Raw genomic sequence first — 17390 nt, 5'->3', positions numbered from 1 at the left:
TAAAAAACGATAGAACTTCTTTAATGGCCTGAGAGAGATCAAGAGTTCTATCGCTTCAAATTTTAAATTATTTTCTTACCTTGCAGATATTCAAGCATCAGTCGTTTTTCTATAGTATTCGGCAGATTTGTTACAGCCAAGCATCTCAAAAATATGGACAGCATCCTCCATCTTTTTCTGACCTTCCTTGACTCTGCCCTGCTTGCTATCAAGGAGACCTTCTGCCCACAAATAGACAATTCGGAAATAGGTCTCGTTTTCCTTGTAGAAATGCTCTTCGATAACACGTTTAAAATAATAGGCATTGGTAAATTCTTCACATTCAATGCTGGCTAAAAAACCATTCAGTAGCATGGTGTGAAATAGGTGCCGATTTCCCTTCATTTCCGTTAGAAAATCAGATTTTCGGACCATTTCTCGTACATATCTAGTAAAAAGAGAGACAGATAAGAGTGGGGAACTAACTGAGAACAAATTGAGTTCATAGTTCCCCCAAATCTCGGTAGAAAATAGGTAATCATGAAGGACTTCCCCTTCCTCTGTTGTTAACTCTACCGTTTCATCCATGCTCTTCATATAAGACTTGATCATAATGGCATTTAGAATATGTTTCTGTTTGTTTTGAGAATTAGCATACTTTTGATACTCCTTGCGATACAAGTCCTCGAGAGGTGCTATGTTCTTTGGATCCAAGATATCTGTGATTTCTTTTCTCAACTCAGAATCTGCATCATACTGAAAACCTCTCGCCAGAAAGAGGATTTCCTCTACACTGGCAGATATATTTTCTAGGGCAAACAGAAACTTTTCCACCGAAAGCTCACTCTGACCTGTTTCAAATCGGGACAACATAGACGGAGAAAATTGTCCCCCAGTTGCTTGTCTCAGCGAGATATTTCTTGACTCTCGTAATTGTCTAAAGACCTTTCCAATCTGCTCCATAGACTTCTCCTTAATTCGGTGTTTTATTTATGTTATCATATTTTTTCAGAAAATTCATCAAAAACTTGCCAAATTGTCAGAATTATGAGAAAATAGAGGATATTTATCACGTGGAGGGACTGTTATGAGAGACGATATCAAAATCAATGAACGCGCTTTGGCCTTACAAGACCAAATTATCGAAAAACTAGAGAAGGTTTTTGATACAGATGTGGAATTGGATGTTTACAATCTAGGACTAATTTATGAAATCAATCTGGACGAAACGGGTCTCTGCAAGATTGTCATGACCTTCACTGATACTGCCTGCGATTGCGCCGAAAGCCTGCCTATCGAAATCGTGGCAGGTCTGAAACAAATAGAGGGTATCGAAGATGTCAAGGTTGAAGTTACCTGGTCGCCTGCCTGGAAGATCACACGAATCAGTCGCTACGGCCGTATTGCCCTTGGACTGCCACCTCGTTAAGCAGGCAAATCACTTTTGAAGAAGATGAAAAAAAGCAAGCCAAAATGGCTTGCTTTTTGATACTCAATGAAAATCAAAGAGCAAACTAGGAAACTAGCCGCAGGCTGTACTTGAGTACGGCAAGGCGACGTTGACGTGGTTTGAATTTGATTTTCGAAGAGTATGAGTTTATTTTTTACCTGACTTGTCCATATTCCAGAAGTCTGTCACGGCTCCGCGTGAAGCAGATGATACGATATGGGCGTATTTACCGAGGACACCACGGCTGTAAAGTGGTGGCAAGGTTGTTTCTGCCTTGCGTTTTTCAAGTTCTTCTTCGGATACGGCCATGGAAATTTCTTTGGTATCTTGGTCAACAGTAACGATATCTCCTGTACGAAGATAGGCAATTGGTCCACCATCCTGAGCTTCAGGGGCAATATGTCCGACAACCAGACCATAAGTACCACCAGAGAAACGTCCGTCTGTCAAGAGGGCAACCTTGTCTCCTTGACCTTTACCAACGATCATGGATGAAAGTGATAACATCTCAGGCATACCAGGACCACCCTTAGGTCCAACAAAACGCACAACGACAACATCGCCATCAACGATTTCGTCTGTCAAGACAGCCTGGATAGCATCTTCTTCTGAGTCAAAGACCTTAGCTGGTCCAACGTGGCGACGCACTTTAACACCTGATACTTTAGCAACCGCGCCATCAGGGGCAAGGTTCCCGTTCAAGATGATAAGAGGACCATCTGCACGTTTTGGATTTTCAAGTGGCATGATGACTTTTTGACCTGGTGTGAGGTCTGCAAAGTCAGCCAAGTTTTCAGCGACTGTCTTACCAGTACATGTAATGCGGTCTCCGTGGAGGAAACCATTCGCCAAGAGGTATTTCATAACAGCAGGCACACCACCGACTTCGTAGAGGTCTTGGAAGACATACTGACCAGATGGTTTCAAGTCAGCCAAGTGAGGCACACGTTCTTGGATCGTATTGAAGTCCTCAAGTGACAAGTCAACATTAGCCGCATGGGCAATGGCAAGCAAGTGAAGAGTGGCATTGGTTGACCCACCGAGAGCCATGGTTACTGTAATGGCATCTTCAAAGGCTTCACGAGTCAAGATATCTGATGGTTTGAGGCCAAGCTCCAGCATCTTGACAACAGCTCGTCCTGCTGCTTCGATATCTTCTTTCTTGTCAGCTGATTCAGCTGGATGAGATGAAGATCCTGGCAAACTCATACCGAGAACTTCGATAGCAGTCGCCATGGTATTAGCCGTGTACATACCACCACAGCCACCAGGGCCAGGGCAGGCATTGCATTCGAGACGCTTCACGTCCTCAGCTGTCATGTCACCGTGGTTCCACTTACCGATTCCTTCAAATACAGAAACCAAATCGATGTCTTTTCCATCAAGATTACCCGGTGCAATAGTTCCCCCATAGGCGAAAATAGCTGGGATATTCATGTTGGCAATGGCAATCATGGAACCAGGCATATTCTTGTCACAGCCACCGATAGCCACAAAGGCATCCACATTATGCCCCCCCATCGCCGCCTCGATTGAGTCCGCGATGATGTCACGAGATGTTAGAGAAAAACGCATCCCAGGCGTTCCCATGGCAATCCCGTCCGCTACGGTAATGGTTCCAAACTGTACCGGCCAAGCGCCCGCAGATTTGACACCTTCTTTAGCCAATTTCCCGAAATCATGCAAGTGAATGTTACATGGTGTATTTTCCGCCCAAGTTGAAATCACTCCCACAATCGGTGTTTCAAAGTCCTTATCTGTCATTCCAGTCGCACGAAGCATGGCACGGTTTGGTGATTTAACCATGCTGTCATAAACGCTACTGCGGTGACGTGTATCTAATTCTGTCATCTTATCCCTCCCATTTCAGTTTTTACTATTATAGCACATTTTAAAGGCAATGAACAGAAGAAAATTCTTGAATTTTCAGAAAATTCTATACAGCAATATTTTCTTTAAAAATGTTACATTTATTTCTTGACTTTATAAATTAAAGTGATATCATTTAGATATCATATAGCAGGAGGTCATTCTTATGACTGAAAAACTCATCAATTCAAAACCAAATGGTGTATTCGCATTGATTCTCATTGAGTTGACACTCGTACTTGGTATCTTTATATTTATAATGGGTGCTGGTTCGGAAAACGTTTTTGGAATTATTATCGGACTTTTATTAAGCTTAATTGCAGGCCTAGCTCATGCTGGTTTAAAAGTTGTCAAACCTCAGGAAGCTCTGGTTCTGACACTCTTTGGTAACTATACAGGTACCATCAAAGAACCTGGTTTTTACTTTGTCAATCCCTTCAGCATAGCAGTTAACCCTGCAAACCACACTCGACTTGGACAAAGTGGGGACGTTAGCACGAAATCTCCTTTTTCAGGGATGAAATCATCAAATGGCAATGATGTAAATCTTGAAATTGGCAAGAAACAGATTTCCCTCAAAGTTATGACCTTGAGCAATTCTCGCCAAAAAATCAATGATTGTCTAGGAAATCCTGTAGAAATCGGAATCGCGGTAACTTGGAGAGTTGTCGATACAGCCAAAGCAGTCTTCAACGTGGATAACTACAAGGAATACCTCTCTTTGCAGTGTGATAGCGCCCTTCGTAATATTGTCCGCATCTATCCTTACGATGTGTCTCCTAATGTAGATACTACAGGGGATGGACAAGCAGATGAAGGAAGTCTCCGTGGCTCTAGCGAAATTGTAGCTAACCGTATTCGTGAAGAAATCCAAAGTCGCGTAGAAGATGCTGGCTTGGAAATCCTTGAGGCACGTATTACTTACCTAGCTTACGCTCCAGAAATTGCTGCTGTCATGCTTCAACGTCAACAAGCATCTGCCATTATTGATGCCCGTAAGATGATTGTAGACGGCGCTGTAGGAATGGTTGAAATGGCACTAGAACGTCTCAATGAAGGAGAGTTGGTAGAACTTGACGAAGAACGAAAAGCTGCCATGGTTTCAAATCTCCTAGTCGTTCTCTGTGGTAATCATGATGCACAACCAATTGTCAACGCAGGAAGTCTTTACTAAAGATGGCTGAAGCTAAAAAAAAGCAGATCCCCCTTCGACTCTCAACAAAGTTATATGCTGCACTCGCATCATGGGCAGAAGACGACTTTCGTTCAGTCAATGGGCAAATCGAATATCTCCTCACAGAGTGTGTCAAACAACGGAAGAAAGACGGAAAATACGTATCGGAAACCATTGACGAACCATTTGAGATTGATATTTAACACCTTCTCCTGTCTGCTGGGTCGGACGGGAGAATTTTTTCATCTTTTTTTGTCAAGTAACTTTACTTTACAAAAAAGTTTTGATATACTATTAAAGTTGATGAAAATCAAACCTAACTGAATTATATCTTAAAAGGAGAAATCAAAATGGCAGTACCTGCACGTCGCACGTCAAAAGCGAAGAAAAACAAACGTCGTACACACTACAAAGTAACAGCTCCATCTGTAAACTTTGACGAAACTACTGGAGATTACTCACGTTCTCACCGCGTATCACTTAAAGGATACTACAAAGGACGTAAGATTGCTAAAGCTGCATCAGCTGAATAATAGAAGGGAGATACCATGCGCGTAAATATCACACTTGAACACAAAGAATCTGGTGAACGCTTGTACCTTACTTCTAAAAACAAACGTAACACTCCAGACCGTCTTCAATTGAAGAAATACTCACCAAAACTTCGCAAGCACGTTGTGTTTACAGAAGTTAAATAATAGGTCATTACGTTTCAGTAGAAACGAAAAAACCTTGATTTAACGCGATTCTTGAATTTTCAAATTTCAATGTATTGCAATAAAAATCAACCGAATGACTACATTTTTGACTACATTTTTTGTGAAATAAATTAGATGTTCGGATATATAGAAAACGCTCTAGTCATATTGTCTAGAGCGTTTTTGTGTTCATATCATTGCTAGTTTATTAGATTATTTTAGTTTATCCTGTTATACTGTTCATATTAAGAGATCTACGATTCAATACTCATTCTTATAACTAGAAAGGAATAATTATGGCTGAAACAAATAAATATCAGTATTGTATGTACAACAATGAAGTGCTTGAACTTCATGTACTAGAAGAGGAATTCTATAAAAACAAACAAGTAACAAGAAACAAATATAGAGATCAGCTACTATGTCCTGGCTGTCAACAAGTCCGATTATCTATAAAAGAGAATAGTAATGGGATTTACCTTGCTGCTTATCCAAACTCACATCATACTGAAAATTGCGAGTACTTACTTAATTCTGCAACAAAACGAGAATTAAAAGTATTCTATGATCAAATTGCTCCTGATAGAGCTGAACAAATGTTAGAACGTATTTTAGAAGACAGAGTAGCTGTGCTAAATCTACCTCAAAATCAGAATCCTAATGATGATGTTGATGAAGATGATGATGGGAATTACGAATTGACAAATGAAAACGGGATTAGAAAATACTTGCCTAGAAGGTCATTACAGTTACGAAAAATGGAAGAATCTGACCACCTAGTTATGTACTATGGAGAATGCAGATTGTTTATAGCGCAAGATAAGTGGGACAACTTCTATCTGAGAATTTTTCGTAATGATGAAACTACCAATTTTCTATGTAGTCTAAAAATTCCAACAAATGTTTTCAATCACTTATCAGATGATATTAATTTTATTCCTTGTGAAAAAGATTTAGACGTAAATAACTCTATGGAGAATTCCGTTCTTGCAAGAATAGCTTTTATCTCTACAATTGAGAAAAAATCATCATTTTTTAATGGGAAAATAACCCATTCTAAACTATTAAAGGTAATTCAACTATAAATTAAACTTCTTCATAAAATCCTGTAGCAACTATTCTTATAGTTGCTATTTTACTGATTATAAATAGCAATAATATGAAGCTTCTAAGTATGGTATAATAGTAACAAAAACAGTATTGTAAGCTTTTAGTTGGCTACTATTTAAATAATAGTTTATCTTTCAAAACGGAGAAATAAAATGACTTTTGATAACCTAGTACATCAGATTAATGAACTTGCTGAAACGCAACGTGATAGAGGAACATACTTTGAGTATTTAGCACGTGCCTATTTTAAAAATGAACCAACATACCAGAATGAGTTTAAGAATGTATGGATGCTAGCAGATGTTCCAGAGGAATTTGGGATACCCAAAGTTGATCTAGGAGTGGATTTAGTTGCTGAAATGTATACTGGTGAATTGGTAGCGATTCAGGCAAAGTTCTATAATCATACAATACAAAAGTCTAATATTGATTCTTTTTTAGGGGAACTTGGGAAAGACTATTATGAATCAGGTATTATTGTTGCTTCGACTGATAAATGGGGCAAAAACGCTGAAAAAGCTCTAGCAGATCGTAGTGATGTTATTCGTATTGGTCTTTCAGATCTTAGAAATTCTCAGATTGATTGGTCAAAATTCTCCTTTGAATCACCAGAATTAGTCACTGTTAAAGCTAAAAAGAAATTAAGATATTATCAAGAGAGTGCGATTCAGTCTGCATTGAATTATTTTAGAGAAAATGATTGTGGACAACTTATAATGGCTCCAGGAACAGGTAAGACTTTTACAAGTTTAAAAATTGCCGAAGCAATGGCAAGAGAGGCGTCTAAAGAACAATATACGATTCTTTATTTGGTGCCTAGTATTCAGCTTCTTACTCAGACTTTAAGAGGTTGGAATAATGATACAGAAATGACCATGTCTTCGATGGCAGTTACTAGCGATAGAAACGCAAGTCGTGGTAGTGTCAAGCAAGATGAGTCCAATATAGCTATCAAGGCTAGTGATATTGGTTATCCAGCAACAACTTCTTCAAAAAAGGTTGTTGAGAATTATCTGGAATTAATGACTAGACCCAAAAAAGAACTATTAGTTGTTTTTGGGACTTACCAGTCAATTGACGTTCTTGGAAAAGCTCAAAAGGACGGTTTCCCAGAATTTGATTTAATTATCGCTGATGAAGCCCACCGTACTACTGGAGCGAAAGCTTTAGGAGATGAAGCATCAGCGTTTACGAAGGTACATAGTAATCTAAATGTAAAGGGGGCAAAACGCCTTTACCAAACAGCAACACCAAAATTATATGGTACTGATGCTAAGAAAAAAGCAGAAGAAAATTCAATCGTTATTTCTAGTATGGATGATGAAAGCCTATATGGTAGTGTATTCTATCGTTTAGGTTTTGGAGATGCTATTAGTCATGATATTCTTACTGATTATAAACTGATGGTTTTAGCAGTTGATGAAACAGTTGTTCAGAAAGATATGCAAAAAGCTCTTGCTGATTCAGAGAATGGATTGAATATTGATGATGTGGGGCGTATCATTGGTGTTTGGAATGGAATGATCAAACGAGAAAGTTTTGCAGATAAAGTTTCTGGAGAACCAATGAAAAGAGCTATTGCTTTCTCTCGGACTATCGAAGATAGTAAACGACTATCAACTCAGTTTGAAAATGTTGTTAATGAATACCTTAATAGTGATGAAGGATACTCCGTAAATGTTCGTCATGTAGATGGCAGTATGAACGCCCTTGAAAAAAATGAAGCATTAGATTGGTTAGCAAGTGATGATATACCAGAAGATTCCGCACGTATTTTATCAAATGTTCGCTTCCTAACAGAAGGAATTGATGTTCCTAACTTAGATGCTATTATCTTCCTGTCTCCTCGAAAATCCCAAGTGGATATTGTTCAGGCTGTCGGTCGAATCATTCGTAAATTTGAAGGTAAAGATTATGGCTACATTATTTTACCTATTGTAGTTCCTGAGGGTGCAACGCCAGAATCAATTTTAGACAATAATAAAACATACGATGTTATCTGGCAAGTGTTAAACGCATTGCGTTCAGTTGATGAACGCTTTGAAGCAACTATTAATAAACTGGAATTAAACAAACAGAAGCCTAAAAATATCCAAGTTATTGGAGTGGGTGCGGCACCAGACGACCCTAATTTTAATGACGGTTTTGTGAAAGAGCCGACAGTGGCTTATCAGACAGAATTAGAACTAGACTGGGAAGCTGTTGAAGGGGCAATCTATGGTAAAATTGTCCAAAAAGTCGGTGATAGACGTTATCTAGAGGATTGGTCTAAAGATGTTGCTGATATTGCGAGACGTCACATTCAAGGAATTGAGTTCATCTTAGAACAAAATCCTGATAGTAAATATGCTTTTGAAAAATTTCTTCAAAGCCTTCAACACAATATCAATGAATCAATTGACCAAAGTCAAGCGATTGAGATGTTAGCGCAACACTTAATCACTTTACCAATTTTTGATGCACTCTTTGGAGAATACAGTTTTGTTAAGAACAATCCAGTAAGTTCTGCGATGGAACAAATTGTAGAAGAATTATCACAATTTGGTTTTGAAAAAGAGCAGAAAGAGTTGCAACCATTTTATGATTCGGTTCGTCTACGTGCAGAGGGAATTGATAACGCTCAGGCTAAGCAGAAAATCATTATTACTCTATACGATAAATTCTTTTCTACAGGATTCAAATCAACTACAGAAAGATTAGGTATCGTCTTTACTCCTGTAGAAGTTGTTGATTTTATTGTCAAATCAGTCGATGTAGTCTTGAGAAAGCACTTTGGTAAGACTTTAGCGAGTGAAAATGTTCATATTTTAGATCCATTTACTGGAACTGGAACATTTATCACTAGAACATTGCATTACTTGAAATCTCTGATGGATAATGGTGAAATTACCTTTGATGACATTCTAAGAAAATATACACAAGAACTGCATGCAAATGAGATTGTTCTTCTGAGCTATTACATTGCTGCTATCAATATCGAAGCTGTCTTTGATGAAATTAACGGAGATGAACCGTATGTACCATTTGAAGGGATTGTCTTAACGGATACTTTTGAATCAACTGAAACAGAAGATACTCTTGATGATACCTTCTTTGGAACCAATGACAAACGCTTGAAACGCCAACAAGAAAAACCGATCACTGCTATTATAGGTAATCCACCGTATTCTATTGGACAAACAAACGCTAACGATAACAACAAAAATATTTCATATCCTAAATTAGAGCAAAGACTAGAAGAAACATATGTTTCCAGATCTAGTACAACTTTGTCTAAAGGTCTTTATGATTCCTATATTAAAGCCTTCCGTTGGGCATCTGATCGTCTTACAAATCAAGGAGTGATTGGATTTGTAACGAATGGTAACTATCTTAATACAAATTCAGCTGATGGTTTACGTGCTGGACTTTATGAAGAGTTTAACCATCTTTATATTTTTAATCTCCGTGGTGACCAGAGAACACTAGGAGAACAATCTCGAAGAGAGGGTGGGAAAATCTTTGGCTCGGGCAGTCGTACACCTGTTGCAATTTCAATTCTGGTTAAAGATGGCTCAGATAGTCATGAACTCCATTATTATGATATTGGTGATTATTTATCGCAAAAGGAAAAGTTAAATATTATTGAAAATTTCTCTGATATATCGTACATTACTTGGAATACTATTCAACCAGATGAAAATAACGATTGGCTCAATCAAAGAGACCCGAATTATCAGAAATATACTAAACTTGCTGGAGAAAGTAGAGCTATTTTTACAAATAGTGCAGTCGGTGTAAGTACAAATCGTGACTCATGGGTAATTGGTTTTAATAATAAAGCCACATTGAGTAAAGCAAGAACATTGATAACCAACTATAATAGCGAGGTGGAACGTCTTAGTAAAAGTGCTACAATTGACATCAACCGTAATGAGTCGTTTGTTAAATGGACAAGAAAATTAGAGCAATTATTAGATAAATGCAAATTAATTGAATTTGATGAACAAAATTTAATTCCAATAATGTATAGACCTTTTACTAAAAAATGGATATATTACCAAAATGAAGTTGTGGAAAGCCCAGGACAATGGTACAAAAAATTTGGTGAAAGTAATAAAGTTATAGTCACTACTGGTCGTGGAGCTTCTAGAGATTTTTCTGCTTTAGTTTCAATTCAAATACCAAATTTAGATTTGCAAGAGAAAGGACAAGGGTTTATGCGTTATGACAATGAGGTTGATGAGACGTCATTGTTTCAAAATAACGATAATATGAATCAAGAGTTTGCTGATAAGATAGGATTGAATTTGGATGATACCTTTGCTTATGTTTATGGGGTGCTCAACTCTAAAGAATATCAAGAGAAGTATGCTAATGATTTGAAGAAAGACTTCGCAAGAATTCCTATTGTAAAAAATAAGGAGAGGTATGTTGAAGTTGGTCAGAAATTGATGGACTTACATCTTAACTATGAAGAAGTTCCTGTCTATGATGGAGTTGGAATTACGACAGCAGAGAATCCAAGTTATAAAGTAACCAAGATGAGATTTGCTAAAAAGCGTGATGAAAAAGGAAAATCTGTAAATGATCTATCTACAATCATATTTAACAGTGACATCACAATTAGTAATATTCCTGAAAAAACGTATGAATATGTTGTAAATGGACGCTCTGCTATTGAATGGATAATGGATCAGTATCAAGTTAAAACTGATAAAAAATCAGGGATTACAGATGATCCAAACGATTATAGTGATGATGAAAAATATATCTTCAATTTGCTATTAAGAATCATCAATGTATCTATTCAAACGGTTGAATTAATTAATAGTTTGCCTAAATTTGAGTTGGAGGAGTAAAATGATGGTTTTTAGTTCATGAACCTTTTATATTATACTTTGTGTTTTTTAGTTGCTATTTATAACATTGAAAATTTTTAATATATTATTAAAAACTAATCCAATCGAGTTTGTTGACTATAGTTGTACAAACTGGATAACTAAACGATACAAGAAATTTTAAATATATCAGTAAACTTTGAGTATTTTCAAAGAGCCAAGGTAATTTTAAAAATTGCCTTGGCTTTTTTGTTACGGGTATTCGGATTTTATGGTGGAAAAGGGCTTATAAATCACCCTTCTCCAAATTCTTAATAAGTGTGGAAAAATCGACACCTAAGTTGTCTGTAATGTCGTGATCATTCACTTCATACCAATTGAAAGTATCGTATAACATAGCTTTATTGAAAGCACTTGAATTAAATCGTGGCTTACGCTTTTTATGGAGCTTCTCATTGAAAAGGATTTTGGCTCGTAAGGCATCAAACGAGTAACCTCTACCCATTCTCTCTACCTGCCTAATAATGCTGTTAATTGACTCCGTATAAGCATTAGTGAGCCTTTTATCAAAGTAGTTGAATATTTCAACATGCCAGTTGTCTACGGCTCTCACGAGGTCTTTATATGCGTCTTTAGAGTTGCTGGACATACAACGGTGTCTCCATTGACTATAACGAAGATGACCTTCATCTAGATCAGGAGTATCCCATATCCAGTAAAACTCTTCTTTGAGTTCATAGGCTTCTTTTAAAGCAGGAAGATTACCTAACCAAGTATCTAAGAGGAATGATTCACGTTCATTTAGATCGTGTTTACGCTTTAGAAGGATAAACCTTTCACGCATAAGGGTACGTCTTTCTTTTTGGCTCATATGGGCTTTCAAAGACTTTCTGACGTTATCTAAGGCTTGATTAGCCATTCTAACTACATGAAACTTATCTACGACAACTTTAGCTTGTGGAAGGATAGTGTTCACTGCGTCTTTGTAGGGCTTCCACATATCCATTGTGACGTACTCAATGTAAGTCCTGTCACTGATTTCTGAAAGACGTTGGATGACTGTTTCCTTGTTACGGTTAGGCTTGATGTCATAAATAGTCCTGCGTTCAATATTAGTCAATACAAGCCGAGGTCTACGGATAATATGTATCTCGTCTATCCCAAGCCACTTAGGAGTTTCAAACTGGTATTCACGTTCTTTGAGTGCCACATAGTCCTTAAAAACGTTCCTAATGGTTTTCTCGTCAACACCAACGCTTTCTGCGACTTCTACAAAGGTCTTAGACATGGATTGCTCTTGAATGGACTTTAAAAGCCTTTTGGTCATACTACGCTTTTCATCTACAGATATTAGGCGTTCCCAGAAGGTAGATCCGCATTCACGACACTTGTATCGTCTACGGTTCAATTGTAAGCCCACTCGCTTTAAACGAATGGGCAAATCCATAATTAGTTGATTTCTTGAACTGTGTTTGTACAACTTGTCAAAACCACATTCAGGACAACGTTCAGGTGGTCCGACTGCTTCAACTTTAAACATCATATCGGTTTCATTTTCTTGTGGCAGTTCTATTGTTTTAATGTCTGGTAGGGATAATAAGTCTGACATATTATTCATCCTTTATTACTCTGCGGTGTTAAGGTATCAATTATAGATTTGATGTCGAAATCATCAGTGTTAAATTATTTTTGTGACCACAAATGCACTTAGAAAATCCCTTAAAGCATTAGCTGGTTCACTTGAATAGGGAGTTGTAAAAAAGTTCCCTTAGCCTGCACAACAAGATAATTTCGAAATATCTTTATCGAAAGTTAGGACAGCCAGCTTCAATCCTTCTGCCATTGTTAGATATGGAGCCATCGTTTCTCTCAGATCTCCAACAGTTAAACCGAATTTCACAGCTAATGTTGCTGCATAAATTACGTCTCCTGCGTTTTCTGCCACTACATGCGCCCCTAACACTTTCAATGTTTTCGCGTCTGCCACTAATTTGAAAACACCTGTTGTTTCCCGATTAACGAGCGCTCTTGGAACAGCATCCAACGGCAATACCGATGTTTTCACTTCATATCCTTTTTCTTTTGCCTGTTGCTCCGTTAAACCAACCGTTGCAATCGATGGAGAAGTAAACGTAACGCCTGGAACCACTTCTAAATTGACCTTTTGATTTAGTCCTCCGATTGCATTACGAGCAGCAAGTCCACCTTCATAAGCAGCTACATAAACAAATTGGGGACCGAGAGTGACATCTCCAGCTGAATAAATTCGGGAATTGGTCGTTTTAAGATAATCATCAATGACAATTTCACCACGGGAACCAACTTCAACGCCTGCTGCATGTAAGTTTAATGATTCTGTATTTGGTTTTCTTCCAGTGGCAATTAGCAATTGTTCTGCTTCAATAATTCGCTTTTTACCATTTATCTCAACATGAACTTTTTTAATGTCTCCATCTTGCTCAACTCGTTCATAGGTTGCACCTGTTACTAAATTAATTCCCTGTTCTGTTAAGGCCTTAGTAATGGCTTCTGAAATTTCAGGATCGTATTCTTTTAATAGACGCTCGCTTCTTTGAATCAAAGTGACTTCTGACCCGAGGTTATGAAATAGTTGTCCTAATTCCATGCCGATATATCCTGAACCAATTACGGTAAGACGATTTGGAACCTTCTTTAATTCCAATAAGCTAGTGCTTGTTAAATAATCTACTTCATCTAATCCGGGAATATTAGGTGCAGTTGAAGAAGCACCTGTAGCTATTAAAAATCTTTTGGCTGTGATTTGATTGCCATTTACTTCAACTGTATTTTCATTTACGAATTTTGCTTCACCTTTTATTAATTCAAAACCATAATCATCAATTAAATTCACATATTTTTCATTTCGCATCTCGGTTACTAAATCATTCTTTTGTTTTACTAATGGCGCTAAATCAACATTTGAAGCCGAAGTGTGTAATCCCACAAATGGATTATTTTTTGCTAGATGATTGATTTCCCCTGCTCTTAATAAGGTCTTAGAAGGAACGCATCCGACATTAACGCAAGTTCCACCCACCGTTCCACGCTCAATCATAGCCACTTTTGCGTTCAAAGTAACGGCTTCAATGGCAGATGAAAAGGCAGCTCCACCAGAACCGATGATGATGTAATCATAATCATAGTTACCTTCATCATTTAAACTTACATCTGTCCTTTTTTCCGATTGCACTTGTATTTCTTCTGCTTCGCCCGGTTGATATTGTGCGTCAGTAATCGCTGTTTTCGCGATATCAATGTCTACATCATACGGTAGTTCAAACAGTGCTTCTCCGCGACGATAACTAGACTTAATATTTTTAGCACCTATCTTTTCAAGTGCTGATTCTACGTGTTTTTCACAACCCGTACAAGTCATTCCTGAAATGTTTACCTTAAATTTATTCATAAAAAAGCTCCTTTCGTTAATTAATCTCTCATGTTAATGTTTCTATTATTGGACACGAATGTAATTTCTTTTCATCTGGACATCGTTGTTTTAAGCCGTCTAACATAGTTTCAATTCGTTTTAAATCCTCTATTTGTTTTTGCACTTCCTTTTGTTTTTTAGAAACAAATTCGAACATATCTTGACAACGAACTTCATCTTTATCTACAACACCAAGTAATTTATAAATCTCGCTTAAAGAGAAACCAAGTTCCTGTATTCGTTTAATAAACCCAACACGCTTAACGTCATCATATGAATATATCCGATAACCAGCTTCCGTTCGGTGAGGTTCTTGTAATAAATTTTTTCGCTCGTAATATCTGATTGTTTCTTTATTAACTCCACATTTATCTGCAAACTCACTAATGCGATAAATCATCTTATTTCACCCCCTGAATATTATAAACCATGTACCATAGTACACGGTCAAGTAAATTGGACTATTTTATTTTTTTCCCAAAGTATCACTCGTATGTGATTGATACTTTTATATAATACTATTGATTATCCTAACATCCCACCAGAAAATCCGATTTAAACACCAGTTGTTTTTAAACTATTAAGAAAGTAATTCCACTATATATTCCGAAGACCCTTTGTTACTTATAAATCTCATAATCAATGCAAAATAATTTGAATAAATTATAATACAACATAGTTTATTATCGAAAAACATCTTAAATTATTTGTGTTTAAATTTTCTACTCTCTGTTGAAATATAACTATCTGGATGTTGTTTTTTATACATCTCTTTATTTAAATCATGAAACTCTCCATAAGATTTAACTGTTTCTTTGATTAGTTTTCTTAAACAAGACAGATTCCCATTTTGAAAATAATCGAGTATTTCTTCTCCATGTTCATATTTTTTAACGTATCCAAGATAGTTCCCATCCCAATGGGCATTATCTTCTATTTCACTTTGATATATCGTTAACTCCGTAAGAATACAATCTATATAATTTATTATCCTAGTTGCATGAAGCAACTTTGCTTCATCATCATAAAATTTTTCATCTTTATTTTTATCTTCAAGTATTGATAAAAATATTTCTTCCTCTGGGGAACAATAAATATCCATATACTCCAAGCGACCAGAATCAATTATAGCTTTTTGAATCTCTGTCATTTTTCTTTGTATTGAAATAATAGAATTCAAACTATAATATTCTACATCGATAAATTTATCTACATACTCTTCTAATTTATCCTTCAAAACATCATCATAGTAGGACATTAATACGTTTTCTATTTTTGCTAATCGGTTCTCACCTTCATATTTGACAGGAAAGTTTGAGTTATAGTATTGAATAAAATTTTCTATGTCTATCGAAAAAATATTACCATTATGGAACAAGTAAAATCGATTAATAAACCTAAAAACTCCAGTCATTAGAAGCTCCCAGTGATCCCTAATTAGTATTTGATAAATTTTCTTCACATCATTTACATCTATCATCAATTTTTCAAATACTATGTTCAGTGGAACGTATCCTAAAACTAATCTCCATAAATTTTCATCGTACTTTTCATATAGAATATCAAGAACAAACGCAGTAGGGAAAAATTTGTCTAAGTAATGCTGCTCTTTTGAACTTCCGAAAAAAATTTCATCATAAGATTCATACATTAGATTACTTTTTCGGAATCTGAGCAATTCATCTTTTCTTAAACCTACACTAGATTTACAAGGATTAAATTTACAATTATTGTAAATATCTATTATTGTCGTCGGAGTAAATAGATAAGGATTTTTTTTATTAATTTTACCACTTCTAATTTGTCCTATTAACGGAGCGTTAGTCGGACAAATTTCTCGGTTAGATAACATGGGATATCTAGGTTTTGGTTTCTTTTTATTTTTTCTCCCATATTCCAAAAAAAATTCTGTATTAGCTATTTCCCGACGTTCTTTGTTAATAGCATCAATCTTACAATCAAGTCTTATAGAAGCGGACTCTATTAAGTATTTTTTACAATTCTTAAATTTCATTTTTTCAAAAACGTGGTATTTTTTCGACTTTCTTTTTTGTTATTAACCATAATTATACCACGTTTTTCTATTTATAATTTTAATAAGAGGTAGTTTTACCTCAAAAATTTACAGTTCTTTTTGATGCGCATCAAATAGACGGATTGAAACTGATATGACGATATGATAACAATGATTATATCTTGCATAGAATTGTTTCGCCGTTTCTTTGGTGTGCCATCACCATCTTTCGGCATTCGATGTTTGCTCATAAATGTTTCTTTCTATCTAATTTGGACTGTTAGAAAAGAGACAACATGGGAAAAATTGAAGAACGTCGCAATACTAAACTGCTAGAGGCCGCCAAAAAGAATGACTGGAAAACAGTATCACATTTGCTTGATCAAACGCTTTCTAATCTTGAACGAAAAGACAGACAAAATCATTTATGTAGTTTAAGTATATTAGTTGTAACTGAAGGGAAAGATACAGAACTCTTAGATTTATATACTGATAACACGTATAACCCACTTGAACAATTGCTGGTCAACGAACGCAATGAATATCTAGTTAATGCATTATCTAAACTCCCTAAAGATGATTTTCATATCTTTTTAGGAAAAGCGCTTTATGGAAAATCTGATTTACAGCTGGCTAAAGAAACATCTTTCAAGAGTCATAAAACAGTTAAAAATCATTATGAAGCTACTTGTAAACTTTTGAAGGAGGAGCTAGGAAAATATTTATAAAAAATTATTTGCAGGAATTACCAATTTCCTGCTTTTTTTCTCCTAATAGATAGGAGGTAAGAAATTATGATTTAGCGTAAACCCATATCAGGACTATAAA

14 protein-coding genes are annotated in these 17390 nt (G+C 36.3%); 8 read left to right on the top strand and 6 right to left on the bottom strand.

Annotation, left to right across the window (positions count from 1 at the left end; genetic code table 11):
- Positions 1–90 precede the first annotated feature (90 nt).
- Positions 91–942 carry a helix-turn-helix domain-containing protein gene (locus ACUW6H_RS07775; RefSeq protein ID WP_096405845.1) on the bottom strand — a complete coding sequence of 284 codons (852 nt, stop codon included), beginning with the start codon at positions 940–942 and terminating at the stop codon, positions 91–93.
- Between the two features lie 124 nt (positions 943–1066).
- Here ACUW6H_RS07775 and ACUW6H_RS07770 point away from each other — a divergent pair, with 124 nt between their 5' ends.
- On the top strand, positions 1067–1408 hold the full coding sequence (locus ACUW6H_RS07770; RefSeq protein WP_454363839.1) for a metal-sulfur cluster assembly factor: 342 nt from the start codon (positions 1067–1069) through the stop codon (positions 1406–1408).
- 168 nt (positions 1409–1576) lie between these two features.
- Here the strand turns inward: ACUW6H_RS07770 and ilvD are convergent, their stop codons facing one another.
- Positions 1577–3280, bottom strand: a complete 1704-nt coding sequence (gene ilvD / locus ACUW6H_RS07765) for a dihydroxy-acid dehydratase (protein ID WP_454363837.1) — start codon at positions 3278–3280, stop codon at positions 1577–1579.
- Between the two features lie 184 nt (positions 3281–3464).
- Here ilvD and ACUW6H_RS07760 point away from each other — a divergent pair, with 184 nt between their 5' ends.
- From ACUW6H_RS07760 to ACUW6H_RS07735, 6 genes are all read left to right on the top strand, one after another.
- Positions 3465–4472 (top strand): SPFH domain-containing protein, encoded by a 1008-nt coding sequence (locus ACUW6H_RS07760; RefSeq protein ID WP_454363835.1) that lies wholly within the window; start codon positions 3465–3467, stop codon positions 4470–4472.
- Positions 4473–4474: 2 nt separating this feature from the next.
- Entirely contained in the window at positions 4475–4675 is a 201-nt protein-coding gene (locus ACUW6H_RS07755) for a PTS ascorbate transporter subunit IIC (RefSeq protein WP_000796544.1), read from the top strand.
- Between the two features lie 147 nt (positions 4676–4822).
- Complete coding sequence (gene rpmF / locus ACUW6H_RS07750; RefSeq protein WP_000290417.1) at positions 4823–5005, top strand: 50S ribosomal protein L32; 183 nt, start codon at positions 4823–4825, stop codon at positions 5003–5005.
- A 15-nt stretch (positions 5006–5020) separates the two neighbouring features.
- Entirely contained in the window at positions 5021–5170 is a 150-nt protein-coding gene (rpmG, locus tag ACUW6H_RS07745; protein ID WP_001265622.1) for a 50S ribosomal protein L33, read from the top strand.
- 296 nt (positions 5171–5466) lie between these two features.
- Positions 5467–6255 (top strand): hypothetical protein, encoded by a 789-nt coding sequence (locus tag ACUW6H_RS07740; protein ID WP_454363649.1) that lies wholly within the window; start codon positions 5467–5469, stop codon positions 6253–6255.
- A 177-nt stretch (positions 6256–6432) separates the two neighbouring features.
- Positions 6433–11121 carry a DEAD/DEAH box helicase gene (locus ACUW6H_RS07735; protein WP_454363647.1) on the top strand — a complete coding sequence of 1563 codons (4689 nt, stop codon included), beginning with the start codon at positions 6433–6435 and terminating at the stop codon, positions 11119–11121.
- A 265-nt stretch (positions 11122–11386) separates the two neighbouring features.
- Here the strand turns inward: ACUW6H_RS07735 and ACUW6H_RS07730 are convergent, their stop codons facing one another.
- From ACUW6H_RS07730 to ACUW6H_RS07715, 4 genes are all read right to left on the bottom strand, one after another.
- The gene (locus ACUW6H_RS07730; RefSeq protein WP_454363645.1) at positions 11387–12709 is read right to left on the bottom strand and encodes an ISL3 family transposase; all 1323 of its coding nucleotides are present in this window, start codon (positions 12707–12709) and stop codon (positions 11387–11389) included.
- 159 nt (positions 12710–12868) lie between these two features.
- A complete protein-coding gene (gene merA, locus ACUW6H_RS07725) occupies positions 12869–14527 on the bottom strand; it encodes a mercury(II) reductase (RefSeq protein ID WP_454363644.1) in 1659 nt (552 codons plus the stop codon).
- Positions 14528–14555: 28 nt separating this feature from the next.
- Positions 14556–14948, bottom strand: coding sequence for an Hg(II)-responsive transcriptional regulator (gene merR, locus ACUW6H_RS07720; RefSeq protein ID WP_454363642.1), 393 nt, complete (start codon positions 14946–14948; stop codon positions 14556–14558).
- Positions 14949–15251: 303 nt separating this feature from the next.
- Positions 15252–16562, bottom strand: coding sequence for a hypothetical protein (locus tag ACUW6H_RS07715; RefSeq protein WP_454363640.1), 1311 nt, complete (start codon positions 16560–16562; stop codon positions 15252–15254).
- A gap of 296 nt (positions 16563–16858) precedes the next feature.
- On the opposite strand from ACUW6H_RS07715, the gene ACUW6H_RS07710 reads away from it, so the two are divergent.
- Positions 16859–17290 (top strand): sigma-70 family RNA polymerase sigma factor, encoded by a 432-nt coding sequence (locus ACUW6H_RS07710; RefSeq protein WP_454363638.1) that lies wholly within the window; start codon positions 16859–16861, stop codon positions 17288–17290.
- The last annotated feature ends 100 nt before the right edge of the window (positions 17291–17390 follow it).

It is taken from the genome of Streptococcus sp. 151470009-6 (assembly GCF_053628175.1).
Note: the sequence above shows the minus strand (reverse complement) of the source record. Positions and strands in the feature narration are given on the sequence as shown.